Annotated in this window: 22 protein-coding genes; 12 read left to right on the top strand and 10 right to left on the bottom strand. The window is 64.6% G+C overall.

The features are described 5' to 3' along the window. Positions 1-125: 125 nt before the first annotated feature. Entirely contained in the window at positions 126-1,241 is a 1,116-nt protein-coding gene (locus B3446_RS08465; RefSeq protein WP_291379749.1) for an IS110 family transposase, read from the top strand. Between the two features lie 301 nt (positions 1,242-1,542). On the opposite strand, the gene rph is transcribed toward B3446_RS08465, so the two are convergent. Further along, positions 1,543-2,277 (bottom strand): ribonuclease PH, encoded by a 735-nt coding sequence (gene rph / locus B3446_RS08460; RefSeq protein ID WP_291379747.1) that lies wholly within the window; start codon positions 2,275-2,277, stop codon positions 1,543-1,545. 184 nt (positions 2,278-2,461) lie between these two features. Here rph and B3446_RS08455 point away from each other — a divergent pair, with 184 nt between their 5' ends. Beyond that, entirely contained in the window at positions 2,462-3,394 is a 933-nt protein-coding gene (locus B3446_RS08455; RefSeq protein ID WP_175121671.1) for a YicC/YloC family endoribonuclease, read from the top strand. A gap of 49 nt (positions 3,395-3,443) precedes the next feature. Here the strand turns inward: B3446_RS08455 and B3446_RS08450 are convergent, their stop codons facing one another. Both B3446_RS08450 and B3446_RS08445 read right to left on the bottom strand, forming a co-directional pair. Then, entirely contained in the window at positions 3,444-5,003 is a 1,560-nt protein-coding gene (locus tag B3446_RS08450; protein ID WP_291379744.1) for an amino acid permease, read from the bottom strand. Positions 5,004-5,161: 158 nt separating this feature from the next. Then, positions 5,162-6,661, bottom strand: a complete 1,500-nt coding sequence (locus tag B3446_RS08445; RefSeq protein WP_409515299.1) for an AMP nucleosidase — start codon at positions 6,659-6,661, stop codon at positions 5,162-5,164. A 368-nt stretch (positions 6,662-7,029) separates the two neighbouring features. Between B3446_RS08445 and B3446_RS08440 the strand changes: the two genes are divergently transcribed. Next, complete coding sequence (locus B3446_RS08440; protein WP_175121673.1) at positions 7,030-7,626, top strand: C40 family peptidase; 597 nt, start codon at positions 7,030-7,032, stop codon at positions 7,624-7,626. A gap of 95 nt (positions 7,627-7,721) precedes the next feature. Here the strand turns inward: B3446_RS08440 and B3446_RS08435 are convergent, their stop codons facing one another. Next, on the bottom strand, positions 7,722-8,492 hold the full coding sequence (locus B3446_RS08435) for an SDR family oxidoreductase (protein WP_175121674.1): 771 nt from the start codon (positions 8,490-8,492) through the stop codon (positions 7,722-7,724). Between the two features lie 257 nt (positions 8,493-8,749). Here B3446_RS08435 and gmk point away from each other — a divergent pair, with 257 nt between their 5' ends. The 3 genes from gmk to B3446_RS08420 are packed head-to-tail and all read left to right on the top strand — an operon-like array spanning position 8,750 to position 11,947. Continuing rightward, positions 8,750-9,382 carry a guanylate kinase gene (gene gmk, locus B3446_RS08430; RefSeq protein WP_191578673.1) on the top strand — a complete coding sequence of 211 codons (633 nt, stop codon included), beginning with the start codon at positions 8,750-8,752 and terminating at the stop codon, positions 9,380-9,382. 44 nt (positions 9,383-9,426) lie between these two features. Beyond that, positions 9,427-9,630 carry a DNA-directed RNA polymerase subunit omega gene (rpoZ, locus tag B3446_RS08425; protein ID WP_006219679.1) on the top strand — a complete coding sequence of 68 codons (204 nt, stop codon included), beginning with the start codon at positions 9,427-9,429 and terminating at the stop codon, positions 9,628-9,630. A gap of 22 nt (positions 9,631-9,652) precedes the next feature. Next, the gene (locus B3446_RS08420; protein WP_175121676.1) at positions 9,653-11,947 is read left to right on the top strand and encodes a RelA/SpoT family protein; all 2,295 of its coding nucleotides are present in this window, start codon (positions 9,653-9,655) and stop codon (positions 11,945-11,947) included. Positions 11,948-12,014: 67 nt separating this feature from the next. Here the strand turns inward: B3446_RS08420 and glnQ are convergent, their stop codons facing one another. The 3 genes from glnQ to glnH all read right to left on the bottom strand — a co-directional run bounded on the left by glnQ (position 12,015) and on the right by glnH (position 14,314). Continuing rightward, positions 12,015-12,743 (bottom strand): glutamine ABC transporter ATP-binding protein GlnQ, encoded by a 729-nt coding sequence (gene glnQ / locus B3446_RS08415; RefSeq protein ID WP_175121677.1) that lies wholly within the window; start codon positions 12,741-12,743, stop codon positions 12,015-12,017. Next, positions 12,740-13,396, bottom strand: a complete 657-nt coding sequence (gene glnP, locus B3446_RS08410; RefSeq protein WP_175121678.1) for a glutamine ABC transporter permease GlnP — start codon at positions 13,394-13,396, stop codon at positions 12,740-12,742. The genes glnQ and glnP overlap by 4 nt, the downstream gene beginning before the upstream one ends. A 165-nt stretch (positions 13,397-13,561) precedes the next feature. Then, entirely contained in the window at positions 13,562-14,314 is a 753-nt protein-coding gene (gene glnH / locus B3446_RS08405) for a glutamine ABC transporter substrate-binding protein GlnH (RefSeq protein WP_175121679.1), read from the bottom strand. A gap of 168 nt (positions 14,315-14,482) precedes the next feature. On the opposite strand from glnH, the gene B3446_RS08400 reads away from it, so the two are divergent. Further along, on the top strand, positions 14,483-15,517 hold the full coding sequence (locus B3446_RS08400; protein WP_291379687.1) for a C45 family autoproteolytic acyltransferase/hydolase: 1,035 nt from the start codon (positions 14,483-14,485) through the stop codon (positions 15,515-15,517). Positions 15,518-15,542: 25 nt separating this feature from the next. Here B3446_RS08400 and B3446_RS08395 read toward each other — a convergent pair whose 3' ends face one another. From B3446_RS08395 to nudC, 3 genes are all read right to left on the bottom strand, one after another. Further along, complete coding sequence (locus B3446_RS08395; protein WP_291379685.1) at positions 15,543-19,166, bottom strand: hydantoinase B/oxoprolinase family protein; 3,624 nt, start codon at positions 19,164-19,166, stop codon at positions 15,543-15,545. A gap of 88 nt (positions 19,167-19,254) precedes the next feature. After that, positions 19,255-19,764, bottom strand: a complete 510-nt coding sequence (locus B3446_RS08390; protein ID WP_191578669.1) for a winged helix DNA-binding protein — start codon at positions 19,762-19,764, stop codon at positions 19,255-19,257. A 136-nt stretch (positions 19,765-19,900) separates the two neighbouring features. Further along, positions 19,901-20,671 carry an NAD(+) diphosphatase gene (nudC, locus tag B3446_RS08385; RefSeq protein WP_291379683.1) on the bottom strand — a complete coding sequence of 257 codons (771 nt, stop codon included), beginning with the start codon at positions 20,669-20,671 and terminating at the stop codon, positions 19,901-19,903. Positions 20,672-20,963: 292 nt separating this feature from the next. Here nudC and B3446_RS08380 point away from each other — a divergent pair, with 292 nt between their 5' ends. From B3446_RS08380 to B3446_RS08360, 5 genes are all read left to right on the top strand, one after another. After that, positions 20,964-21,938: a TRAP transporter substrate-binding protein gene (locus B3446_RS08380; protein ID WP_175121684.1), complete on the top strand. Its 975-nt coding sequence runs from the start codon at positions 20,964-20,966 to the stop codon at positions 21,936-21,938. Positions 21,939-21,945: 7 nt separating this feature from the next. Then, positions 21,946-22,446, top strand: a complete 501-nt coding sequence (locus tag B3446_RS08375; protein ID WP_291379680.1) for a TRAP transporter small permease — start codon at positions 21,946-21,948, stop codon at positions 22,444-22,446. Continuing rightward, positions 22,439-23,740, top strand: coding sequence for a TRAP transporter large permease (locus B3446_RS08370; protein WP_291379678.1), 1,302 nt, complete (start codon positions 22,439-22,441; stop codon positions 23,738-23,740). The genes B3446_RS08375 and B3446_RS08370 overlap by 8 nt, the downstream gene beginning before the upstream one ends. A 332-nt stretch (positions 23,741-24,072) precedes the next feature. Beyond that, complete coding sequence (locus B3446_RS08365) at positions 24,073-25,143, top strand: porin (RefSeq protein ID WP_191578665.1); 1,071 nt, start codon at positions 24,073-24,075, stop codon at positions 25,141-25,143. Positions 25,144-25,460: 317 nt separating this feature from the next. Then, on the top strand, positions 25,461-26,642 hold the full coding sequence (locus B3446_RS08360; protein WP_191578922.1) for an alpha/beta hydrolase: 1,182 nt from the start codon (positions 25,461-25,463) through the stop codon (positions 26,640-26,642). The last annotated feature ends 30 nt before the right edge of the window (positions 26,643-26,672 follow it).

Here is a 26,672-nt window from a genome sequence, read left to right as displayed (position 1 = left end):
AGACATTATGGTCGCTCGTTAATCGGAAGGCGGCTCGTCTCCTGTATCGTGGATTGCGCTCTCCAGGAGAGCGCCGAGCCACATGCGGCGGGGCAAGCCAGCCGCAAACCGTATGGAGACGAGCCATGGACGAGCGTATCAAGTTTTTCGTTGGTCTGGATGTGCACGGTGACAGCATTGCGATGTCCGTGTGCGAGGCCGGGCGGGAGCCCGGCCGGTTTGTCAGCACGCTTACGCCAGACGTGCAGGCGTTGCTCAAGACCCTAAGCAAATATGGTGCCGCACGGCAGGTCAGCGTGGTCTATGAGGCTGGGCCGACGGGCTATGGGCTATATCGTGCGCTGAGCGATCGGGGCTATCGCTGCGAGATCATTGCGCCGTCATTGACCCCGCGTCGCCCGGGCGAGCGCATCAAGACGGACCGGCGCGACAGCTTGCGACTGGCCGAGCTGTCGCGGGCTGGGGAGCTCAAGGCCATCTGGGTGCCTGACCAGGCCCACGAGGCGCTGCGCAATCTCTGGCGGGCTCGCGAAGATGCCGTCAACCTGCGCCTGCAGGCGCGCCAGCAGCTCAAGGCATTTTTGCTACGCCAAGGCCGGCGCTATCCCGGCAAGACATCCTGGAACAAGACGCACCAACGCTGGATTGCGGAGCAGCATTTTGACCATCCTGCTGATTACATCGCGCTAGTCGAGTATCAACTGGCCGTGCAAGCGGCTCAAGATCGCGTACAGCGTCTGACGACGGCGCTCGAGCACGCCATCGAAGGTTGGCGCCAGGAGCCGACCGTGGCTGCGCTCAGGGCGCTGCGTGGTATCGATACGGTCAGCGCAATCGGCTTAGTGTGCGAGATCGGCGACATCGCCCGCTTTGGTAGTGCTCGCCAGCTCATGGGTTATCTCGGACTGGTGCCTTCGGAGCATTCCAGTGGCAACAGCGTACGCCGGGGTTCGATCACCAAAACCGGTAACGCACACGCCCGGCGGCTTCTGACCGAAGCGGCCTGGAACTACCGCTTCCCGGCGCGCATGAGTCAGGCGTTGCGTGACCGAAGCGCGACACTTTCTCCCGGTATCCGCACCCACGCCTGGAAAGCTCAGGTGCGTTTGTGCTCCAGATTTGCACATCTATCGGCCCGAGGCGTGCAGGCGAACAAAGTCTGCGTAGCCGTGGCGCGGGAACTGACCGGCTTCATCTGGGCCATTGCGCGCCAATCGCTGCCCGACAACACACATCAATGACACCCATACCCGTGACACGAGGTGATGCGACACGAACTCGATAGGAAGAACCCTCACGACACCCTCAACAGAACCCTTTGGGGCAACCTGCGTCACTAGAGCGAGGCAGCTTCCACGACGGATCGATGCACGGTGGTTACCAACCCACGGATATCAGTCTGATCTATCGTCGCAGCAGCAGGCTTGTGTCGCATCACCCCGTGTCACTGATTTCCAACCAGCAAACCATTCCTATTGACGACAGCGACCATATCAGGGTGTCAGACACCGGGTTCGCACAACGGACCGGGCGCCGCCCAGCTCACGCCAGCGCGGCGCGCTGGGCCTTCACCAGGTTGGCAATTCCGTTTTCCGCCAGCACCAGCATCGTGTCCAGCTCGGCCCGCGTGAACGTCGCGCCCTCGCCCGTGCCCTGCACTTCCACGAAGGCGCCGCTGCCCGTCATGATGACGTTCACGTCGGCGTCGCAGGCCGAATCTTCCACGTAGTCCAGGTCCAGGACCGCCTGGCCGTTGACCAGCCCGACCGAGACGGCGGCCACGGCGTCGCGAATCGGATTGGTGGCCAGATCGCCACGCTTCATCAGCAGGCCGACCGCGTCGGCCGCCGCGACCCAGGCGCCCGTGATGCTGGCGCAGCGCGTGCCGCCGTCTGCCTGCAGCACATCGCAGTCGAGATGCAGCGTGCGTTCACCCAGCGCCTTCATGTCGAACACCGCGCGCAGGCTGCGTCCGATCAGGCGCTGGATCTCCTGCGTACGGCCGCTCTGCTTGCCGCGCGCGGCCTCGCGATCGCCGCGCGTGTGCGTGGCCCGCGGCAACATGCCGTATTCAGCCGTTACCCAGCCTTCGCCCTTGCCCTTCAGAAAAGGCGGTACCTTGTCCAGGACGCTTGCCGTGCAAAGCACATGGGTGTCGCCCGCCTTCACGAGCACGGAGCCTTCGGCGTAACGCGTAAAGCCCCGCTCCAGGCTGAACGGACGCAATTGGTCGGCGGCGCGGCCCGACGGCCGGGCATTCGTGGGGATGTTGGTCACAATTGGCTCCAGACTTGGCTTAGATTCGCGGCATTGTACGGGCAGGCGCCACGGGACAATCACGCTTGGAGTATCCTGCCGCGATGTATCCGGTTGAAAACACAGACCCGCTGCCCAGGACCTGGGCGCCGCGGGCCCCGGCGCAACCGGCTCCTATTCCAAGAATCACCAGGACACGCACACCATGATCCGCAGCATGACCGCCTTCGGCAACGCCCGAGCAGACTTAGAACAAGGCACTCTCGCCATAGAACTGCGCAGCGTCAACAGCCGCTTTCTCGACCTGTATTTCCGTCTTCCCGACGAGCTGCGCCACGTGGAAACGCCCTTGCGCGAATTGCTGACCACCAATCTGGCCCGCGGCAAGGTCGAAATCCGCGTGTCCTTCACCCGTGCGGCCAACGCCGACCTGTCCAAGCTGGATCCCGCCTGGCTCGACAGCCTGGCCGAACAGCTGCAGGCCGCGCGCCGCATCATTCCGGACATCGCATCCCCGCGTCTGGCGGAACTGTTCAACTGGCCCGGCCAGCGGGGCAACGACGCCCTGGATCCGCAGATCTGGGGGGCCGCGTGCCTGCAGGCCGCGCAACAGGCCCTGACACAGCTTCAGGAAGGCCGCGAGCGCGAAGGCGAACGCCTGGCCGGGATGATGCGCGAATGCGCCGATGGCGTCGCGCGCGTCGTGGACATCGTGCAGGCGCATCTGCCGCAATTGCTGGCCGACCACCGCGAACGCCAGGCCGCCAAGCTGCGCGAAAGCGTGGAATCTGCCTTCCCCGGCGGATTCACGCACATTTCCGGCGCGGAACTGTCCGAACGCCTGTCGCAGGAAGCCAACCTCTTTGCCCTGCGCATCGATGTGGCTGAAGAACTGTCCCGCCTGCGCTCGCACCTGGAAGAACTGCGTCACCTGCTGTCCGACGGCGGGGGCAAGCCCGCGGCCGGCAAGAAGAACGCCGGCAGCGCGGGCAAGCGCCTGGATTTCCTGTTCCAGGAAATGAACCGTGAAGCCAACACGCTGGGTTCCAAGGCCGGCAGCATGGAAGTCACCCGCGCCGCCATGGACCTGAAGCTGCTGATCGAGCAGATGCGCGAGCAGGCGCAGAACATCGAATAAGGGGCGCGGCGCCCGCGGGGGTTACTACCCCCGCCAGGCGGCCACCCTGTTAGCGGCTTTCGCCCGTCGCGGGCTCGCCCCGCAGGGCCGAATCCAGGTATTCGCTACGGGCGCGCGCGTCCGGAAAACGCATGTCGCGGTAGCTGACAAAGCGCGATCCGCGTGTCAGGCGGTAGCCGGCCCAGATCAGCAGGAAGAGCGGGATGCCGATGTAGGTGGCGACCACGCCACCCCACTGGATCTTGTCCTCCAGAAACGCCTGGTAGTTCTGACCCAAGGTGATGATCAGGCAGAGCACGAACGCGAAGATCGGACCGAAGGGGAAGAACGGGGACACATACGGCAGATCCGCCAGGCTGTTGCCCTGCTTCACGTAACCCCGCCGGAATCGGTAATGGCTGATGGCAATGCCCAGCCAGGCAATGAACCCGGTCATCCCCGACGTGTTGAGCAGCCAGATGTAGACGTCGTTGGGGCTGAAGAGGAAGGTGAAAAAGCACAGCGCCGCGACGACGGTGGTGGCCAGCAGCGCCCACAGGGGCACGCCGGTACGCGAAATGCGGCCAAAGATCCGCGGCGCCTTGCCTTCGCGCGCCAGGCTGTAGAGCATGCGCGTGGCCGCATACATGCCCGAATTGCCGGCGGACAGCACCGACGTCAGCACCACGGCGTTCATCACGGAGGCTGCACCCAACAGTCCCGCGCGTTCGAAGATCAGCGCGAACGGGCTGACGCTGATGTCCTTGACATCGTTGCGCAGCAGGTGCGGGTCGGTATAGGGAATCAAGAGGCCGATGACCAGGATCGCCGCCACATAGAACAGCAGAATGCGCCAGAACACCTGGCGCACCGCGCGCGGCAGATTGCGGGCCGGATCCTTGGATTCTCCTGCGGCAATGCCGATCAGTTCGGTGCCCTGGAACGAGAATCCCACCACCATCGCCACGCCGATAAGCGCGGCAAAGCCGCCCGCGAAGGGCGCGTCGCCGACAGTCCAGTTGGCCAGGCCGCCCGCCTCGCCACCACGGATGATGCCCAGCAGCATCATCACGCCCATGGTGACGAAGGCCAGCACGGCGATCACCTTGATCAGCGCAAACCAGAATTCGGCCTCGCCGAACCCGCGGGCGGACATGGCGTTCAGTCCGAAAGTGATGGCCAGGAACAGCGCGCTCCAATAGAAGCCGGGCACGTCGGGGAACCAGTACGCCATGACGAGCTGCGCCGCGACCAGGTCGACCGCCACCGTCACCGCCCAGTTGTACCAATAGTTCCACCCCAGCGCGAAGCCAAACCCGTCTTCAACGTAGCGCGCCCCATAGGTCGAGAACGAACCGGACACCGGCATGGCGGCCGCCAGTTCGCCCAGGCTGGTCATCAGGAAATAGACCATGATGCCGATCAGCACATAGCCCAGCAGCGCACCGCCGGGGCCGGCCTTGGCGATCGTCGCGCCCGACGCCACGAAGAGTCCGGTGCCGATGGACCCGCCGACCGCGATCATGGTCAGGTGGCGCGCCGACAGCGTGCGCCGCAATTCGGACGGCCTGTCCGCCTGCGCGTCGCGCGTGCCGTCTGAGCGACGGTCATCGTGTTCCGATGGTGCCAAAATGCGTTCCTTCACGTCTGGATGGCGCTCGCGCAACGGTCCGCGAACGCCCTGGGATTACCGAGCAACGCGCGAGAATAGCGCAATCGGCCCCGACATGAAAAATGACCGGGGGCTGGGGACGGATCCGCCCCGCAGGCCTCCCGGCAGCGGCCGTCCTATTGAAACGCCGTTTCCATAAACGTGCGCAGCTTGCGCGAATGCAGCCGCTCCGGCGGCATGTCGCGCAGCCGCTCCAGCGCCCGGATGCCGATTTCCAGATGCTGGTTGACCTGGCGCCGGTAAAAGGCGCTGGCCATGCCGGGCAGCTTCAGTTCGCCATGCAGCGGCTTGTCGGACACGCACAGCAAGGTGCCGTACGGCACCCGGAAGCGGAATCCGTTGGCTGCGATCGTGGCCGACTCCATGTCCAGCGCAATCGCGCGCGACTGGGCAAAGCGTTCCACCAGATCGACGTGATCGCGCAATTCCCAGTTGCGGTTATCGATCGTCGCCACGGTGCCCGTGCGCATGATGCGCTTCAGGTCCCAGCCGGACAGCCCGGCCACTTCTTCGACCGCCTGCTCCAGCGCCACCTGCACCTCCGCCAGCGCCGGCACGGGCACCCAGGTGGGCAGATCGTCGTCCAGCACGTGGTCTTCGCGGACATAGCCGTGCGCCAACACGTAATCGCCCAGCCGCTGAGAATCTCGCAGGCCGGCGCAGTGACCCAACATCAGCCACGCATGCGGGCGCAGCACGGCGATGTGGTCGGTGATCGTCTTGGCGTTGGACGGCCCGACGCCGATGTTGACCAACGTGATGCCGGAGTGATCGCCGCGCACCAGGTGGTAAGCCGGCATCTGCGGCAGGCGTACGGCCTGCGCCTCGTCGCCAGGACCGCTTTCGCCACGGCGCGTGATGCGGTTGCCGGGCTCGACCAGCATTTCGTAGTCTTCGTTGCCGCTGGCCATCAGCGCGCGGGCCCGGGCGCAGAACTCGTCCACGTAGAACTGGTAATTGGTGAACAGCACGAAATTCTGGAAGTGCGTGGGCGCCGTGGAGGTGTAGTGCTGCAGCCGGTGCAGCGAATAATCCACGCGCTGCGCGGTAAATGGCGCCAGCGGCTTGGGTTCGCCTTCCTTGCCGCGCCACGATCCGTTCACGATGGCGTCGTCGGTGACCGCCAGATCCGGCACGTCGAACAGGTCGCGCAGCGGACGCTTGAGCGCCTCGAGGTGCTCGCCTTCCACGTAGGCGCCCTCGGGAAACGCGAAATGCAGCGGAATCGGCGAATCCGACTCGCCCACTTCGACCGCCACCCGATGGTTCTGCAACAACTGGCCGATCTGCTCGATCAGGTAGTCGCGAAACAGAACCGGCTGTGTGATGGTGGTCTGGTAGTAACCCGGTTCGGCCACGTGGCCATAGGAAAGCCGGGTGTCGATGGGATCGTAGGTTTCGACGACGATGCGGATGGCCGGGTAGTAGGCGCGGAATCGCGCGCTGCCATTGCCCGTGCCCTTCAGGACCTCGCGAAACGCGGTACGCAGGAAAGCCGTATTGCGCGCATAGATTTCCGCCAGCCGGTCTACGGCGGACAATGCGTCCTGGAAGGGTTCAAACGGCAGGGCCTCAGGCCGGTTCATGGACGACAAAGGGTGTACTGCGTTCATCATTGAGCTTTACTCCGCCTTCTTATCTGTCTTTTCTTGCATCGGCTTCGCGCAACGGCAATTCCGAAGGCCGATGCGGTCGATTATGCCCGAGGCGTTGGGCAATGAAATGTCATCAGGGCCGCCGTCGTGGCTATCTCACACAACGGCCCGCGCATACGCGATTTCTGATGAGCCTGTTACGTGGCATGGTGGGCGCACAGTAACAACGGGCCGGCGATTATGCTGCATTGCACTACAAATGTAATGAAACATTATTACACTATAATCTTGAGGCGTTTCTTGCTTTCTGCCTGGAAACCGCTCCCCTTTCCGCCGGCTTGCCTCGTAGGCAAAGCCATGCCGCCCACTCCGATTTCTGAAGTGACGTAATGACGCCGCCCACGCGAAAGTTTCGCTTTACCCAATTCCGCACGCCCGCATTTCTGTCAGCGCCCCTGCTGGCCCTGACGCTCTCCTGGATTCCTGGCGCCGCCCAAGCCTCGCTGGCCGCCGAACAAGCCCGCCCCACCCTTAGCGGATTAAGCCTCGCGCAAGAGCCCACCGTCCTGACGCTGCGCGAGCGCGTCGTGCAGGCCGGCCTGGAGGCCATCGGCACGCCCTACAGCTGGGGCGGCGATGACGCCGACGGCTTCGATTGCAGCGGGCTCGTCCTGTATGTCTACCGCGAAATCGCGGGCCTGGAGCTGCCGCGCACCGCGCGCGCTCAGCGCAGCGAAGGCAAGACCGTGTCCGCCAAGAAGGAACTGCGCCCGGGTGATCTGGTGTTCTTCGCCACCCGTGGACGCGGCGTCACCTCGCATGTCGGCATCTATATTGGCCAGAACAAGTTCGTTCATGCCCCCCGCCGCGGCACCAAGGTGCGCGTCGACGACATGAAGACGGCCTACTGGTCCAAACGTTACCTGGGCGCCCGCGCCTATCTGGATACCCCGCCCAAGCAACTGCTTGCTCAGGCCTCGCGCTAAGCGCAAGGCCGGCGGACGGCGCCCGCTGGGCGCCTGGGGATAAACGCAAAAACGCCGGCACGCGTGTGCCGGCGGTTTCGTTCCTTAAATGACGCTCAGCCCCGGCCCACGAACGGCATGTTGGTGGCCATGAGCGTCATGAACTGCACGTTGGCGTCCAGCGGCAGACGGGCCATTGCGGCCACCGCCTGCGCCACGTGCGCAACGTCCATGCGCGGTTCGACTTTGGTGCTGCCATCGGCCTGCAGGATGCCGGCAGCCATGCGTTCGGTCATTTCCGTGGCGGCGTTGCCGATGTCGATCTGGCCGCACGCAATGTTGTACGCCCGGCAATCCAGGGAAATCGACTTGGTCAGCCCGGTCACCGCGTGCTTTGTGGCGGTGTAGGCAATGGAAAACGGCCGCGGCGCGTGCGAGGAAATCGAGCCGTTGTTGATGATGCGGCCGCCTCGCGGGTTCTGTGCTTTCATGATGCGGATCGCAGCCTGCGCGCACAGGAACATGCCCGTCAGGTTGGTGTCGACGACTTCGCGCCACACGGCAACCGGCAATTCCTCGATCGGCACGGCCGGCGCGCCGCGCCCGGCGTTGTTGAACAGGACGTCCAGGCGGCCGTATTCGCGCTGGGCGGTGTCGAAGAGATCGCGGACTGCCTGCTCGTCAGACACGTCGGTCGGCACCACGAGGGCCCGCAGGCCGTCTTCGCCGGCGGCCGTGCGGGTGGCTTCCAGCGGCTCTCGCCGGCGGCCCGCCAGCACGACCCGGTAACCCTGCGCCAGGAATTCCAGCGCGACTGCGCGGCCAATGCCGGTGCCGGCGCCCGTGACCAGGGCGACGCGGGGCGGATCGATCTCGTTCGTGTTCATCGGATTCTCCGTCTTATGAATGCGCGAAATCCTACCCGAATCGTCTTACAGATGCTGCAAGCGAAGGTTCCAGGCGCGACACACTTTCTACATTCCCGCCAGAGGGATGACCCGCGCCCGTTGCGCCGCCCACACGGCGGGCCGGCAGTCTGGATCCAACGCGGCCCGGCACGGATTCACGCGTTGCCGGACCGCGCGGCCAACCGCGCGATTTGCTATTCTTCGAGTCTCAGCATCACAGCCGGTCACATTCATTCATGCACGCCACTCCCGGAAACGTCTTCATGGTCGTCGCGCCCAGCGGCGCCGGCAAGTCCAGCCTCGTGAAGGCCCTGCTTGCCCAGGACTCCTCCATCCTGCTTTCCATTTCCTGCACCACGCGCGCACCTCGCCCCGGCGAAGAAGATGGCCGCGAATACCGGTTTGTGTCGCTCGACGATTTCAAGCGCATGCGCGAAGCGCAGAACCTGCTGGAATGGGCCGAAGTCCACGGCAATTTCTACGGCACGCCGCGCGACCGCATCGACGAGGCGACCAGCCAGGGACGCGACGTGCTGCTGGAAATCGACTGGCAAGGCGCGCGCCAGGTGAAGCAGCGTTTCCCGCGTGCGATTGGCATTTTCGTGCTGCCGCCGTCCATCGACGAACTCGAAAGCCGGCTCAAAGCGCGCGGTCAGGACGAGCCCCAAGTCATCGCCCGCCGGCTGATGGCCGCAGGCGGCGAAATCGCCCATGCGCCTGAATGCGAATATGTTATTATTAATCAAGAATTTAGCGTAGCCCTGTCGGAGCTGACCCAAATCGTCAGCGCCGCACGGCTGCGTTTTTCGTCTCAGGCCGCCCGTCATGCAGAGTTGTTCGCGCAACTTGGCATCCCGGCCGAACACTGAGCCGAACGCATTCTCCCCATCATCCATCAGCACCAGGTGTCCTAATGGCTCGCATCACTGTCGAAGACTGTCTGAATCAAATCCCCAACCGTTTCAAGCTCACGCTGGCCGCGACGTACCGCGCCCGTGAACTGGCGCAAGGCCACGCCCCGCGCCTGGACAGCAAGGACAAGCCCACGGTCACGGCCCTGCGCGAAATCGCTGGCGGACTCACCGGCGTGGAAATGCTGCGTAAAGTTCCCACCTGATACGCTCCGGGGGGCTGCAAGCATGGCTTTTCCCGGGCTGAAGTACGCTTCATCTGGTCTGCTTGCCGCACTACGTGCCGGCTCCCGTCTCGGGCGCCGCACGGGCAAGAAAGACAAGAATTCCCCCACGCCACCGTCCGTCGCCGCACAAGAAGCGGCGGACGCGACCGGATCCCCGGTCGCCTCGCTGGCGCCGCTGACCGAAATCATCGGCAGCTATCTCGACAAGAATGATGTAGAGCGCGTGCGCGAAGCCTATCGCTTTGCGGACCAGGCGCATCTGGGCCAGTTCCGCGCCAGCGGCTCGCCCTACATCTCTCACCCCATCGCCGTCACCGAAATCTGCGCAGGCTGGAAGCTCGACGTCAACGCGCTGTCTGCCGCCCTGCTGCACGACGTGATGGAAGACCAGGGCATCGCCAAGCACGAACTGGCCGAGAAATTCGGACCGGAAGTCGCCGAGCTGGTCGATGGCCTGTCCAAGCTGGACCGACTGGACTTCGCCACCAAGGCTGAACAACAGGCAGAGAGCTTCCGCAAGATGCTGCTGGCGATGGCGCGCGACGTGCGCGTCATCCTCATCAAGCTGGCCGACCGGCTGCACAACATGCGCACGCTGGACGCGGTCAATCCCGAAAAGCGTCGCCGCATCGCCCGCGAGACGCTCGACATCTATGCGCCCATCGCCCATCGGCTCGGCCTGAACCTGCTGTTCCGCGAACTACAGGACCTGTGCTTTGCCGCGATGCACCCCAACCGCTACCAGGTGCTGTACAAGGCCGTCCTGGCCGCGCGCGGCAACCGTCGCGAGGTCATCACCAAGATTGCCGACTCCGTGCGGGCCGCCCTGCCCGCCGCCGGCATCGAGGCCGAAGTCAGTGGCCGCGAAAAGACGCTGTTCGGCATCTACCGCAAGATGGTCGACCAGAAAAAGTCGTTCTCGGACGTGCTGGACATCTACGGTTTCCGCATCGTGGTCCACACGCTGCCCGAGTGCTATCTGGCGCTGGGTACGCTGCATCAGCTGTTCCGCCCGGTGCCCGGCAAGTTCAAGGACTACATCGCCATCCCCAAGGTGAACGGCTATCAGTCCCTGCACACGACGCTGGTCGGCCCCTACGGCACGCCCGTCGAGTTCCAGTTCCGGACGCGCGACATGCACCACGTCGCCGAGGAAGGCGTTGCCTCGCACTGGCTGTATAAGGGCGCGGACCTGACGCTCAATGACCTGCAGAAGCGCACGCACCAGTGGCTGCAGTCGCTGCTGGACATCCAGAGCCAGACCGGCGATTCAGGCGAGTTCCTCGAGCACGTCAAGGTCGACCTGTTCCCGGACGCCGTGTACGTTTTTACGCCCCGCGGCAAGATCATTTCGCTGCCCCGCGGCGCCACGCCCGTCGACTTCGCCTACGCGATTCACACCGACATCGGCAATCAGGCCGTCGCGGCCAAGGTCAATGGCGAGTTCGTGCCGCTACGCACGGAACTGAGCAGCGGCGACACCGTGGAAATCGTCACGTCGCCGGCCTCGCGCCCCAATGCGCAATGGCTGAACTATGTGCGCACGGGTCGCGCGCGTTCTGAAATCCGCCACTACCTGCGTACCGTCAAGTACGAAGAGTCGGTGGCTTTCGGCGAACGATTGCTGGCCCAGGCAATGCAGGAATTGCACATGCCTTTGCCCGCTACCGACGACCCGGGCTGGCAAAAGCTGGCGCGCAGCACCGGCGCCAGCTCGCGCGAGGAAATCCTGGCGGACATCGGGCTGGGCAAACGGCTGGCCGCGGTGGTCGCCCGCCGCTTTGCGCCGGAGCACCAACTGGTCGCCACCACGGCCGCCGCGGTCGACGAACTGACCTCGGCGCGCAGCGCGCCCATCCTGATTCAGGGCAACGAAGGCCAGGCGGTGCAGCTTGCTCCTTGCTGCGGTCCGCTGCCCGGCGATCCCATCGTGGCCGGGATGCGCATGGGCCACGGCCTGGTGGTGCACACGGCGGATTGCCCCGTCGCGTTGCGCCAGCGCCTGCGCGAGCCCGAGCGGTGGATCAACGTGGGTTGGGACGCGCAGACCGCCAAGCATTTGGCGACGCGCCTGGACATCGTCACGCGCAATGAACGCGGCGTGTTGGGACGGCTGGCAGCGGAAGTCACCGCCGCCGATGCCAATATCATGCATGTCACGATGCACGACGACGCCGTGTCCACCGTGTCGCTGCACCTGACCATCCAGGTCGACAGCCGCAAGCATCTGGCCCAGGTCATCCGCGCCATCCGGCACGTGCCGCAGGTGCAGAAGATCGTCCGCGTGAAGGGCTGAGGCCGTTCCTACCGCGAACATCAAAAAAGGCGTCCGGCCACAAGCCGGACGCCTTTTTTACGTCACGTCATGTCACGTGCTGCAGGAAGTCCTTCAGGCGCTGGCTGGGCGGATTGCTGAGCAGCTCCTCCGGCGGTCCGTCATGAGCGATCTTGCCGGCGTCGATGAAGATCAGCCGGCTGCCGACCTTGCGCGCGAATTCCATCTCGTGCGTGACGACCACCATCGTCATCCCCTCCTCGGCCAGGTCGCGCATGACCTTCAGCACTTCGTGACGCAGTTCGGGATCCAGCGCAGACGTGGGCTCGTCGAACAGCATCAGCTTGGGCATGATCGCCAGCGCGCGGGCAATTGCCACACGCTGCTGCTGCCCCCCGGACAGTTCCGAAGGATAGTGATTCATGCGTTCGGCCAGGCCCACCTTTGCCAGCAACCCCTGAGCGAGCTGACGGGCCTCGTCGCGGCTCTGGCCCCGGGTGTGGACGGGTCCGAACATGACGTTTTCCAGCGCTGTCATCTGCGGGAACAGATTGAACTGCTGGAACACCATGCCCGCCTCGCGCCGGATCTCGCGTACGGTGGCCGGATCGCCCTTCACACTGAGGCCATCGACCAGCAGGTCGCCGTCGTTGATCGTTTCCAGCACGTTGATGCAACGCAGGAACGTGGACTTGCCCGAGCCTGACGGCCCGACCACCACCACGACCTCGCCAGCATCGATGTTGAGCGAGATGCCGTTCAGCACCGTCGAGTCGCCAAAGCGTTTGGTGACGTTATGAAATTCAACCATGCTCATATGATGCGCATCCTCTTTTCGACCAGATGCAGGGTCAACGCCATCAGCCCCGTGAGGATCAGATAGATGATCGCCACGGCGGACCAGATTTCGACCGCCCGGAAATTACTGGCCATGATTTCCTGCCCTTGACGGGTCAGTTCCGCCACGCCGATCACGATGAACAGCGACGAATCCTTAAGGCTGATGATGCACTGGTTGCCCAGCGGCGGAATCATGCGCCGGAACGCAACCGGACCAATGATGTGCAGCAGGATCTTGTGAAACGGCAGGCCCATCGCCTGCCCTGCTTCCTTCAGGCCCTTATGGACCGACAGCAGCGCCCCCCGCACGATTTCCGAGATATACGCCCCCGAGTTGATGATGAGGGTGGCGATCGCCGCGAATTCGGCGTCGACCCGGATGTCTGCCAGCAGCGGCAGCGCAAAGTAGATGAACATGACCTGCACCACGATCGGCGTGCCGCGGATGACCGCGACATAGACCTGCGCGATGCCCGACAAGATCGCGTTCCCGTAGGCCCGCGTCACGCCCGACAGCGCCCCGAGCAGAAAGCCGCCCGCCAGGCCCCAGAACGTGATCTTGATGGTCATGAGCGTACCCGTCAGCAGATTGGGTAACGCTTCCTCGATGACAGCCCAGTCAAACTCCACGATCTTCCCCCTATGGCGCGCAGCGGCGCGCCCGCATCATGGCGGACGCGCCTCGCGGTCGGGAGCGGTGGCGCGTGCCACCCCGGCATCCGGCGTCGCGCCGGACCCGGTCCTTCACCGCGGCTTACACGGCGCGTCCGTAAAAAGTACCGCTTGCCGAGCCGGTCAGGGCTTCTTGCCGAACCACTTGGTGTAGATCGCGTCGTACTCGCCGCTGGCCTTCAGGTTGGCGAGCGCCTTGTTGACCTCGGGGACCAGTTCGCTGCCCTTGGGGAAGGCGATGCCGTAGAAGTCGCCGCTTTTGACCGAGCCGACCACCTTCACGCGGCCCTTGCCGGCCGTATTGGCGTAATACTGGACGTTCGGCGTGTCGTGGACGGCGGCGTCGACCCGGCCGGTGGCCAGTTCAAGGTACGCGTTGTCGATGTTGGGGAACAGCTTGAGCTTGGCGTCCGGCACCTGGGCCTTCAGGAAGTCCACGGTTGCGGTGCCCGTCTTGACGGCGACCGTCTTGCCGGCCAGGGACTTGGCATCCTTGATGTCGGTGTTCTTTTCGCCCACCAGGATGGCCAGGCCGCTTTCGTAATAGGGATCCGAGAAGTCGATGACCTTCTTGCGGTCATCGCGGATCGTGATGCCCGCCAGCGCGGCGTCGATGTTCTTGGTCTGCAGGCCGGGAATGATGCCGGCGAAGTCCATCGGTTGCAGCTTGTACTTGAGGTTGAGTTCCTTCGCGATGGCCGCCCACAGATCGACATCGAAGCCGACGTACGTGTTGCCCTGCTTGAATTCGAACGGCACGAAAGCGGTATCGGTGGCCACCACCAATTCCCTGCCCTGGGCCTGAGCGGCCGACGCGGCGCCGAACAGGGTCAGGGACAGGCCCACCATAGCGGCGGCGACTTTACGTTTGATCATGAAACTCTCCTCTTGGGGAGCGCCAGGCACCCCGGGCTTGTTGTAAGGGCATGATTCCTGGGCTGCATCGGGTTCGCCGGCGCAACTTATCGACGATCTTAACGCATCGGATGGAGCCCGGCGGAACGGCAGACCCCGTACAATCCGCGAGACATCCGGAGGTTTTCGATGGCCTGCAAATACGTACGCATCGCTGGAAACCGCCGCCAGGTCGGCGTGGCGCTGGGCAAGCTGGCCCGTGCCATCATGGGCTCCTATCTGGAACAGAGCGGCACCTGGGAAGCCTTGCGGCCGTGGCGCGGTCATCCTTTCGTCGACGAGCTGGCGCAGCAAACGCAGGCCGCCCTGCCCGAGATCTGGGAAGAATTCGAAGGGTTGGCCGAAGGCCTGCGCATGCCGCTCAAGGACGTGCTGCTATGGCATTGCCGCGGCGATCTGCTGCACAGCACCACGGATGGCTGCACGTCGGCCGCCCTGCGCACCGCCGACGGCACGCGTTGGATCGGGCACAACGAGGACGGCGATCCCTATCTGTATGGCCGCTGCCATCTGGTGGACGTGGCGCTGGACGACGCGCCGGGTTATCTCAGCTTTTACTACCCAGGCTCCCTGCCCGGCCACACCTTCGCCGCCAATCGCGCGGGCCTGGTGCAAACCATCAACAACCTGCGTACCCGGCAGCGGCACGCGGGCGTGCCCCGCATGTTCGCGGCGCGCGCGGTTCTGGACTGCACGACGCTGAACGAGGCGGTGGCGCTGCTGCACGACCTGCCCCATGCCGGCGGTTTTCATCACACGCTGGGCGCGGCGTCGGACCCGCGCCTGCTCAGCGCCGAGGTCACGCCGGGTTCGGTGTCAATCCAAGAGATCGGCCGGCGCTACGGGCACGCCAACCACATGGTGCACGCGGCCACCCGCGGCCAGGCGCAGATCGTCACCGATTCGTCGCGGGCGCGGCAGAACCGGATCGAAGGCCTGGTGGATGGATGGCTGCCGGAATCGGGCAGCGCCGACATGCTGGCCGCCCTGCTCGATACCGAGGGCAAGCTGCCGATCCTGCGAACGGCCAAGGACGATCCCGACGATGAGAACACCCTGGCGACGGCGATGTTCGAGATCACCGATGAGGCGGTCGTCCTGCGCGTCTACGACCGTAAGGCACGCGCCGATATCGCGCTGGACGTGATGTCCGATCCCGAGTGATCGGGACCGGACAACTTGGCGTGCATCACTGCGCGCCGTAACCGCCGCCTCCGGGCGTTTCCACCACGAAGACATCGCCCGGACGCAGTTGCGCGCTGTCCTGCGGACCCAGTTCCTCGATGGTGCCATCCACGCGTTCAACCGTGTTGCGGCCCATGGCGCCCGGCTCACCGCCCGCCAGACCGAACGGCGCGTAACGCCGGTTGTTCGACAGGATCGCCGCGGTCATGTCTTCCAGGAAGCGGATGCGGCGTATGCCGCCGTCGCCGCCGGGATACCGGCCCTTGCCGCCCGAGCCCTGGCGGATCTCGTAGGACTCCAGACGCACCGGGAAGCGGAACTCCAGCACTTCCGGATCGGTCAGGCGCGAGTTGGTCATGTGCGCCTGAACGACCGACGTCCCCGCAAAGCCTTCGTCGTGGGGACCCGCCGCGTCGATGCGCACCGGACCCGCACCGGTGCCGCCCGAGATGGTCTCGTAATACTGATGGCGCGCGTTACCGAACGTGAAGTTGTTCATGGTGCCCTGGCTGGCGGCCAGCACGCCCAGCGCGCCGTACAGCGCGTTGACGATGCACATGGACGTTTCCACGTTGCCCGCGACCACCGAGGCGGGCGGGTTCGGACGCAGCATCGAGCCTTCCGGCACGATGATGGACAGCGGCACCAGGCAACCGTCGTTCAGCGGGATGTCGTCGTTGACCATCGTGCGGAACACGTACAGCACGGCGGCTACGGCGATCGCGCCCGGCGCGTTGAAGTTGTTGTCCAACTGCGCCGAGGTGCCCGTGAAATCCACCACGGCGCTGCGCGCTTCGGTGTCCACGCGCACGGCCACGCGGATGACCGCGCCGTTGTCCAGCGGGTACTCGTAGCTGCCGTCCTTCAGCACCGAGATCACGCGGCGCACGGCCTCTTCGGCGTTGTCCTGCACGTGGCCCATGTAGGCGCGCACCACGTCCAGACCGAAGTGGTCGCACATGCGCAAGAGTTCCTGCACGCCCTTTTCGTTGGCGGCGATCTGCGCATGCATGTCGGCGATGTTCTGATCGGGGTTGCGCGCCGGCCAGCGGCCCGACCCGAGGATCCCACGCGCGGCCGCTTCGCGGAACTCGCCGTTCTTGACGAGCTGGAAGTTCGTGAACAGCACGCCTTCGTCTTCGACCGTCTTGGAATCGGGCGGCATGGAGCCGGGCGTGGTGCCGCCGATATCGGCGTGGTGGCCGCGCGATCCCACGTAGAACAGAATCTCGCGCCCCGCCTTGTCGAACACCGGCGTGATGACCGTGACGTCGGGCAAGTGCGTGCCGCCGTGGTACGGATCATTCACGACGTATGCGTCGCCGGGCATCATCTTGCCGGCATTGGCGTTCATGACCGTGCGCACGGACTCGCCCATGGAACCCAGGTGCACCGGCATGTGCGGCGCATTGGCGATCAGGCGGGCCTGCGCATCGAAGATGGCGCAAGAGAAGTCCAGGCGTTCCTTGATGTTGACCGAGTACGCCGTGTTCTGCAGACGGTAGCCCATCTGCTCGGCGATCGACATGAAAAGGTTGTTGAAGACCTCGAGCATGACAGGATCCGCCTGCGTGCCGACCTTGCGCTGCTCGCGGCGCGCTTCCACGCGGCGGATCACGAAATGATCCTGCGCCGTCAGTTCGGCCTGCCAGCCGGGCTCGACGACCGTGGTCTGGTTGGGCTCGGAAATGATCGCGGGTCCTGCAACCACGTCGCCGCCGGCCATGTCTTCACGCACGTACAGCGGCGTGTCGCGCCAGGCGCCCGCGCTGTACATGCTGACCACACGGCGGGCTGCCAATGCGCCCTCGCGGGTGCGCGACGTCGACGCTTCCCCAACGCGCTCGCCGCCGCCGGTGGCCTCGACCGAGATGGTCTCGACCACGAGTTCGCGGTTGGGCATCAGGAATGAATAGCGCTGGCGGTAGGCGGCTTCGAAGTCGCGGCGGGCCTGATCCAAGTCCGAATACGCCACTTCCAGCGCGGTGTCGGTGCCGCGGTATTTCAGATGCAGACGGCGCTGCACCGTGATGTCGGCTTCCGCCACATGCTGACGGCGCAGTTCGCCCACGGCCTGCCCAGCCAGCACGTCCAGTTCGTCCTTCAACTCGCCCATCAGGCTCGCGTCCAGCACCTTCTCGACCGTCTTCTGGCGCATGTCGGTCTGATCGGCAAGGCCCATGCCGTAGGCCGACAGCACGCCACCCAGCGGGTGCGCGAACACTGTCGTCATGCCCAGCGCGTCGGCCACCAGGCAGGCATGCTGCCCGCCCGCGCCGCCGAACACGGTCAGCGCGTACTCGGTGACATCATGGCCGCGCTGCACCGAGATGCGCTTGATGGCTTCGGCCATGTTGCCCACGGCGATCTCGAGAAAGCCTTCGGCAAGCTGCTCGGGCGACATCTCGCGGCCCGTGGCGGCGCGCACTTCGTCGGCCATCGCGGAAAAGCGTTCGACCACGGCGTCGCGGTCCAGGGCCTCGTTGGCTTCGGGTCCGAACACCTTCGGGAAGAAATCGGGCTGGATTTTGCCGAGAAGGACGTTGCAGTCCGTCACTGCCAGCGGACCGCCGCGGCGATAGCACGCCGGTCCCGGATTGGCGCCCGCGGAATCGGGGCCGACGCGCAGCCGCGCGCCGTCGAAATGCAGGATCGAGCCGCCGCCGGCCGCGACCGTATGGATGCTCATCATCGGCGCGCGCATGCGCACGCCGGCCACCTGGGTTTCGAATTCGCGTTCGAACTCGCCCGCGTAGTGCGACACGTCGGTGGACGTGCCGCCCATGTCAAAGCCGATCACCTTCGGGAAACCGGCAATTTCACTGGTGCGCACCATGCCGACGATGCCGCCGGCCGGCCCCGAGAGAATCGCGTCCTTGCCACGGAAGCGGTGCGCGTCGGTCAGGCCGCCGCTCGATTGCATGAACATGAGCCGGATACCCGGCAATTCGCCGGCCACCTGATCGACGTAGCGCTTCAGGATGGGCGACAGGTAGGCGTCCACCACGGTCGTGTCGCCGCGCGAGACAAACTTGATCAGCGGGCTGACCTCGTGCGACACCGACACCTGGGTAAAGCCGATCTGGTTGGCGATGTGCGCGGCCTGCTGTTCGTGGCCGGTGGCGTGCCAGGCATGCATGAAGACGATGGCGACCGCGCGGATGCCGTCGTCGTATGCTACCTGCATGTCGCGGCGCAGCGCGGCTTCGTCCAGCGGCTGGATGACCTCGCCGTCCGCCGCGACCCGCTCGTCTGCCTCGACGACGGATTCGTACAGCATCTCGGGCAGCAGGACATTGCGGTCAAAAAGCCGCGGGCGGTTCTGGTAGGCAATGCGCAGCGCATCGCGGAAACCGCGCGTCGTGACGAGCAAGGTGCGTTCGCCCTTGCGCTCGAGCAGCGCGTTGGTGGCCACCGTGGTGCCCATCTTCACGCACTCGACCTGGTCGGCGGGCACCGGCTGGCCGGGTGCGATGCCCAGCAGCTTGCGGATGCCGGCCACCGCGGCGTCGCGGTACTGCTCGGGGTTTTCCGACAGCATCTTTGCGGTGGTGGTCGTGCCATCGGGACGGCGCGCCACGATGTCGGTGAAGGTGCCCCCACGGTCAATCCAGAATTGCCACTTCATAGGTGTCCTTGAAAACAAGAGACCGCCGGAGCGCGTTCGGCCACGGTCGGGTTGCTGACAGATCGGGGCGTTGCCCCGCATGTTGAGTTCAGAGAGATGTCGCGGCGCGGGCTGCCTGGTCGTACAGGCCGGACAGCGCGCGCAGCGTGTGCGCCAGTTGCCGGCTGAATTCCAGTCCGCCCCCGCCCGGGCCATCCAGGCCGGCGGTCAGGCATTGCTCGCGGATTTCGCCGTAGCGCTTGAGAATCGCCGCGCCCTCGGGCGTAACGCTGTAAAAAACTTCCTTGCTGCTGCGTTCGCCGCGCACCACGCCCAGCCGGTCCAGCTTCTTCAGTGCGTAGCTGACGATGTGGGTGTCTTCGACATTGAGCGTGAAGCAGATGTCGGCCAGCTTCTTGGGCCGCTCGCGGTGGTAGACGTGGTGAAACACCATCACGTCAGTAGGCGTCAGATCGGGCAGGCCTGCGGCCGCCATGCACCGCACAGTCCAGCGATCGAACGCGTGGCTGGCGATCATGAGGCCGAACTCCACCTCGGAAAGGTCGGGCGCGCTGCCGCCGGCAAGATGCGCCGACGATGCGATCAAAGTGGGGGTCATAGGGGCGGACGGCAAGGTTTAACTGAACGAAATACTAATAATTTATCTATATTTTATCAATAAAAAACATTCGAGTGCGGCAAAAATTCCCTCATTTCGAGGGAATACCCTACCCGCGCCGGGCGGCGCCGTATGCTTACGGCGCGGTCCACCCCATGGGCAGGTTGGCCCGGATCAGCCAGCCCGCGATGGAAATTCGGGCTGCGATGTCGGGCATCTCGTCGCCCGGGCCGAACCAACGGGCGTCGGCGATTTCGTCTTCCTGGATGCGGATGTCGCCGGAGACGTAGTCGGCGGTGAACGCGACCATCAGCGAATGTGGAAACGGCCACGGCTGGCTACCGAAATACTGCAGGTTCCCGACCCTGAGGCCGACTTCCTCGTAGACCTCGCGGTGGACCGTCTGCTCGATGCTTTCGCCGGGTTCCACAAAGCCGGCCAGTGCCGTGTAGCGCGCCGCTGGCCCGTTGGCATGGCGCGCGAGCAGGATGCTGTCGCCCTTGCGGATAAGGACCATCATGGCCGGCGAAATGCGGGGATAGGCGGAAAGGCCGCAGGCCGGGCAGCGCAGACAGAATTCGTGCGTCACACGTTCGGCGGGCGTACCGCAGGCGCCGCAGAACCGGTGGGTGCGCGCCCATTCGGCGATCTGATAAGCGCGGCCGGCCAGCGCCATGCCTTCGTCGTCGAATACGCCGAAGAGCGAACGGAGCTTCTTGAAGGCGTAGCCTTCGGGCGCTTCGAGACCGGGGTCGACGCAGACCGTGCGATACGGCGAGCCGGTTTCCATCCAGACCGGCTGCAGGGCCGCAGCCGCCAAGCCGATGCGTTCACACAACGCCGCATCCGGCAACACGCTGGACGATGCTTCGACCAGCAACTCATCACGGCGAAAAACGAAATTCACGCGACCCTCTTCACCACATCTGCGATTCCGCAATCTTAGAAGAAAAAAATGCGCGCCGGATGGCTTGCCATCAGCGCGCAACGCAAAGTTTGCGGGGTCATTGAACCTTCAACCAATGAACAACAACTCCCCCTAGGAATTACCCGTAATACGGCGATTTCCCGCGCTTTGTTACCGCACAGCAACATAGAATGGCACGGCATTCAGGCGGCGCGACGCGGCGCCGCGCTTTCTTTTTTCGCAATGCCTATCGGGTCAGACCCGTCTTCATCATTCGCAAAGAAGGACCACCATGTACAAGAAAATTTCGCTGTTGACCGGCAGCATCGTCCTGGCATTCAGCGCGGGCGCACAGGCCCAGACCAAGTGGGATCTGCCCAGCGCCTACCCGGCCAGCAACTTCCACGTCGAGAACCTGACGACCTTCATCAAGGACGTCGATTCGCTGTCGCAAGGCAAGCTCAAGATCACGCTGCACAACAATGCCTCGCTGTACAAGGCGCCTGAAATCAAGCGCGCGGTGCAAGGCAACCAGGCGCAGATCGGCGAAATCCTGCTGACCAACTTTGCCAATGAAGACCCGATCTACGAACTGGACGGCCTGCCCTTCCTGGCCACCGGCTACGACGCATCGTTCAAGCTGTATCAGGCCCAGAAGCCGTTCCTCGAAAAGAAGCTGGCCTCGCAAGGCATGACGCTGCTGTATGCGGTGGCATGGCCGCCCCAAGGCATCTTCGCTAACAAGGACATCAAGCAGATCAACGACATGAAGGGCCTGAAGTGGCGCGCTTACAGCCCCGTCACAGCCAAGATCGCCGAACTGGTGGGTGCGCAGCCCGTGACCGTGCAGCAGGCCGAACTGGCCCAGGCGCTCGCCACCGGCGTGATCGACTCGTACATGTCGTCGGCGTCCACCGGCTACGACACCAAGACGTACGAGTACATCAAGAAGTTCTACGACACCCAGGCCTGGCTGCCCAAGAACGCCATCATCGTGAACAAGAAGGCATTCGACGCGCTGGATCCCGCCACGCAGGAAGCGCTGAAGAAAGCCGGCGCGCAGGCCGAGGAACGCGGCTGGAAGCTGTCGCAGGAAAAGAACAAGTGGTACCAGGCCGAGCTTGCCAAGAACGGCATGGAAACCATCCAGCCCACGGTCGAACTCAAGGAAGGCCTGAGCGTGATTGGCAAGCGCATGCTTGAAGACTGGCTCAAGAAAGCCGGTGCGGACGGCCAGGCCATGATCGACGCCTACAAGAAGCAGTGATATCGCCATGCGCCGCTTTCTTGATGGTCTTTACGGCGCAGCCGGCCTTCTGGCCGGCTTGTGCACGATAGGCGTACTTGTGTCGGTGCTGGCGGCCATTCTTGGCCGTCAGCTCGACCTGCACATCCCCGGCACCGATGCCTACGCCGGCTACTTCATGGCCGCCGCCGGCTTTCTGGCGCTGGCCAGCACGTTCAAGCACGGCGAGCACATCCGCGTCACGTTGCTGCTCAATTCGCTGAATCCCGCCGGGAGCCGCAGGCTGGACATCTTTGCCCTGGCCATCGGTTCCCTCCTGGCCGCCGCCTTCGCTTTCTTCAGCATCAAACTGACCTACGACTCCTGGCTGTTCAACGACGTTTCCACGTCGAACGACGCCACGCCGCTCTGGATTCCGCAGACGACCATGGCCGCAGGCACGATCCTGTTCTTCGTCGCCCTGGTCGATGAACTGGTCCGCCGTTCGCGCGGCGTCGCCGCCGCCACCTCGCAGCAAACCCATGAATGAACTTCTCGTCATTACCTTATTGGTCATTTCGATCTTCGTCCTGCTCGGCTGCGGGGTCTGGGTCGGCCTGACGCTGGCGGGCACCGCGTGGATCGGCATGGAAATATTCTCCAGCCGTCCCGCAGGCGACGCGATGGCCGTCACGATCTGGGGCGCCTCGTCCAGCTGGACGCTGACCGCCCTGCCGCTCTTTCTGTGGATGGGCGAGATCCTGTTCCGCACGCGGCTGTCCGAAGACCTGTTCAAAGGGCTGGCGCCCTGGCTGAACCGGCTGCCGGGTCGCCTCTTGCACACGAACGTGATCGGCTGCGCAATCTTTGCGGCCGTGTCAGGCTCGTCGGCGGCCACCTGCGCCACGGTCGGCAAGATGACCATCCCCGAACTGACGCGCCGCGGTTACCCCGAGGAAAAGATCCTCGGCACGCTGTCGGGCGCGGGCACGCTGGGCCTGCTCATTCCGCCCTCGATCATCATGATCGTGTACGGGGTGGCGGCGGATGTGTCGATCGCCAAGCTGTTCATCGCAGGCATCTTTCCGGGCATTCTGCTCGCCTTGCTGTTCAGCGGCTACATCGCCTGGTGGGCCATCCGCAATCCCGGCCAGGTGCCGGCGGCGGATCCCGGCTTGACCTTCATGCAGAAGCTGTCACGCTCGCGTCACCTGATTCCAGTGCTGCTCCTGATCGGCGCGGTGTTGGGATCGATTTACACCGGCATCGCCACCGCCACGGAAGCGGCGGCGGTGGGCGTGGTGGGCGCGCTGATCCTGTCGGCGCTGCAGGGATCACTGAACGGCTCGACGTTCATGCAGTCGCTGCTGGGAGCCACCCGGCTGTACTGCATGATTGCCCTGATCCTGGCGGGTGCGCAGTTCCTCACGCTGGCGATGGGCTATATCGGCCTTCCGCGCGCGCTGGCGGAATGGATCGGCGGATTGGGCCTGTCGCAGTTCGGCCTGATCATGGCGTTGATGGTGTTCTTCATCATCCTGGGCTGCTTCCTGGACGGCATCTCGATCGTGGTGCTGACCATGGGCGTGCTGCTGCCGACGGTGCAGGCTGCGGGCATCGACCTGATCTGGTTCGGCATCTTCATCGTGTTCGTGGTGGAAATGGCACAGATCACGCCGCCGGTGGGGTTCAACCTGTTTGTGCTGTCCGGCATGAGCGGACGTGAACTGCCCTACATCGCGCGCGCATCGCTGCCGATGTTCTTCCTGATGATCGCGGCCGTGCTGCTGCTTTATGCGGTGCCTGGCATCGCCACCTGGCTGCCGCTGCACATGACGCTGTAACGTCGCGCTGACACCACAAAAACCCCGTTCCCGCGAACGGGGTTTTTTCTTTTCAGTTCGCCCTTCAACGGGGCGGCGCGGGTTTATCGGCCTGTAAACCCGGGAAAACGCCGAATATTTTCGATATTCGCCATCCCCCAACTTACTTAGAATCCCCAGTCGCTCGTGTCCGGCAACGGCACGGCGCATTTCTGCAAGCTGGCCTCTGCTCCGGACCCGCGCCAACCCTGGCGTCGGTGCAGCGGCCAGGCATCCGGCCAACCGCCGGGCGCAGCAAGCCAAGCCACAAGCGCGGCGCAACCACAAATCAGCTACACCTGGAGGAGTCCAACATGAAGCGCATCACCTTATCGCTGGCTGCGGCCGGCCTTGGCCTGGCCGCCGGCGCGGCAAGCGCCGAAACCAGCGTCACCCTGTACGGCATCGCCGACGTCAGCATCCGCTACCTGAGCACCAGCTCGGGCGCCGTGGGCGAAGACGGTAGCCGCATCTCCATGGAAAACGGCGCCATCTCCAACAGCCGCTGGGGCCTGCGCGGCTCCGAAGACCTGGGCAACGGCAACCGCGCCTTCTTCCGCCTGGAAAATGGCATCAATCTGCAGAACGGCCGGGGATCGGACACGTCCAAGGCCTTCAGCCGCCTGGCTTATGTCGGCCTGGACGGCGGCAGCATCGGCACGCTGACCCTGGGTCTGCAGAACACCCCCATGTTCGACCTGCTGGCCGACTACTTCGACCCGCTGACCGTCGGCAACTACGAACAGAACGCCTGGCTGCCCGCCGCCATGTCGCGCGTGCGCACCAACAACATGACCAAATACGCCAACACGTTCGGCAACCTGGCCGTGGTGGCATCCTGGGCAAACGGCGACGACTGGGAAGACCGCAAGGCCGGCCAGCAGTATGGCGCCAGCCTGCGCTACACGATCGGCCAGCTGGGCCTGGGCGCCGCGTGGCAGCAAACCTATGCCGCCACCGACTCCGACGAGCGCCAGCGCGCCTGGAATCTGAACGCGTCCTATCAGTTCGAGTCGGCCAAGGTCTTCGCGGGTTACTTCAACGGCCGCGATGAAACGGGCTGGGTCAACGGCGTCATGGGCGGCACCACCACCGCCAGCCTGGACCGCAAGGACAACGGCTACTTCGCCGGCGTGACCTGGCAGGCCACCCCGCGCTGGGCCATCACGGGCGCCGCGTACTACGACCGCAGCGAGAACGTGGTCGTCGAAGGCGACAAGGGCAAGCGCTATGCGCTGGTCGCCGTGGCCGAATACTCGCTGTCCAAGCGCTCGCAACTGTATGGCACCGTCGATTGGAACAAGGTCAGCGATGCCGCCAGCGGCGAAATCGCGGGCAAGAGCAATCAGGTCGGCGCCGCCGTCGGTTACCGCCACATTTTCTGATCTTTCAGGCACCGGCTCCCTCACGGGCCGGCGTCACGGCGGGGCGCCCCCAACCGCCCCGCCTCCCCCGCCTCGCTACCCGCGGCTATCCATTCAAGCCGCTCCCCCCCTTCCCCCTTGATCGCCGCCTGCACCACGGCGACAATCCACGCGTGCCTTTGCCGTTTGGCTCCCACATCAACCGGGCCCACCGCATGCGCTTTTTCAATGCCCGCTCGATCGCCTCCGCGGTTTGCCCGTCAGGGGCCGCCCGCGCCCTCCTGGCCGCGCTGCTGCTCACGACACTTCTGGCAGCCTGCTCCTCACCCGTGCAACTCATGCCCACACCCGTCAAGTTCACGACGGGCCAGGCCGACCCCTTCGCGCACAAGGCGGCGGCCGACATCACGTCGATTCCGCTCCTGTACGCCACCAACCGCGCCGTCTTCCTGGAATCGCGCCAACCCTTCTATTCCATCTTTCCCAGCGACACGCTGCGCATGGGCGTGGCCAAGGTGCAGATCGGCGACGGGACGCTGGACTGGGATCAATTGCGCCAGCTTTCCACCACCGGCAGCCAGCGCGGCAGGCCGGTGCTCAGCCTGGAGCGTATGGAAGAGCTGGTTGCCCTCACGCCGCAGAGCGATGCAGAATCCTCGCCCGAGGCGCAGGCTTACTTCGCGCTCATCAACGATGCGCTGGCGGTCAGCCGGCACCGCGACCTGATCGTCTATGTACACGGCTTCAACAATGCCGTATGGCGCGGCACGGCGCAGGCCGCGCAGTTTCATCACTTCACAGGCCGGCAGGCGGTCGTCCTGGCCTTTCTCTGGCCATCGGCCGGCAGCCTGCTGTCCTATGCCACGGATGTCCGAACCGCGCGGGCATCAGTGCCCGCCTTTGCACGGCTTTTGGAACTGCTCGCGCGCAACACGAATGCCGAGCACATCAACGTGCTGGCGTTCAGCGCGGGCGCGCGCATTGCCAGTGAAGGACTCGCCACGCTGGCTCAGCCCCGCGAAGGCGAAAGCCGCGAGGCATTGCGCGCGCGGCTGCGCCTGGGCCAGATCTATTTCGCGGCGCCCGACGAGGACACCTACCGGTTCGTGACAGACCTGCAGCAGTACATCGACCTGACCGAACGCGTGAGCCTGGGCGCCAATCTAGGTGATCGCGCCTTGCGATTCGCGGCGCGCCACCAGCGGGCGTCACGGGCCGGCCGGCCCGATGCGGACGATCTGACCGAGGAGCAGGTGGATTTCGTCAACGCCGCCTCGCAGCGGCTGAATTTCGACATGATCTGGGTCGATCCGCGCGCCATCCCCGATCTGAATCGCCGCGCCCACAGCTTCTGGTTCGGCAACGCGTGGGTCAGCAGCGACGTGCTGATGCAGTTCCTGTGGCACAAGGCGCCGGCCGAGCGCGGGCTGCAGGAAGGCTTTACGCAGCAAGGCATGCGCTTCTGGACCTTCCCGCCCGACTACGACCAGCGCGTCAAGACGCTGATGCAACAGCGCTGACGCCCGCCGACAAACCACCCTCGGGCCGCG

It is taken from the genome of Achromobacter sp. UBA5777, from assembly GCF_002418565.1.
Lineage (GTDB): Bacteria > Pseudomonadota > Gammaproteobacteria > Burkholderiales > Burkholderiaceae_B > Achromobacter > Achromobacter animicus.
The sequence above is the reverse complement of the archived record's forward strand: the minus strand, read 5'-3'. Positions and strand labels throughout refer to the sequence as shown.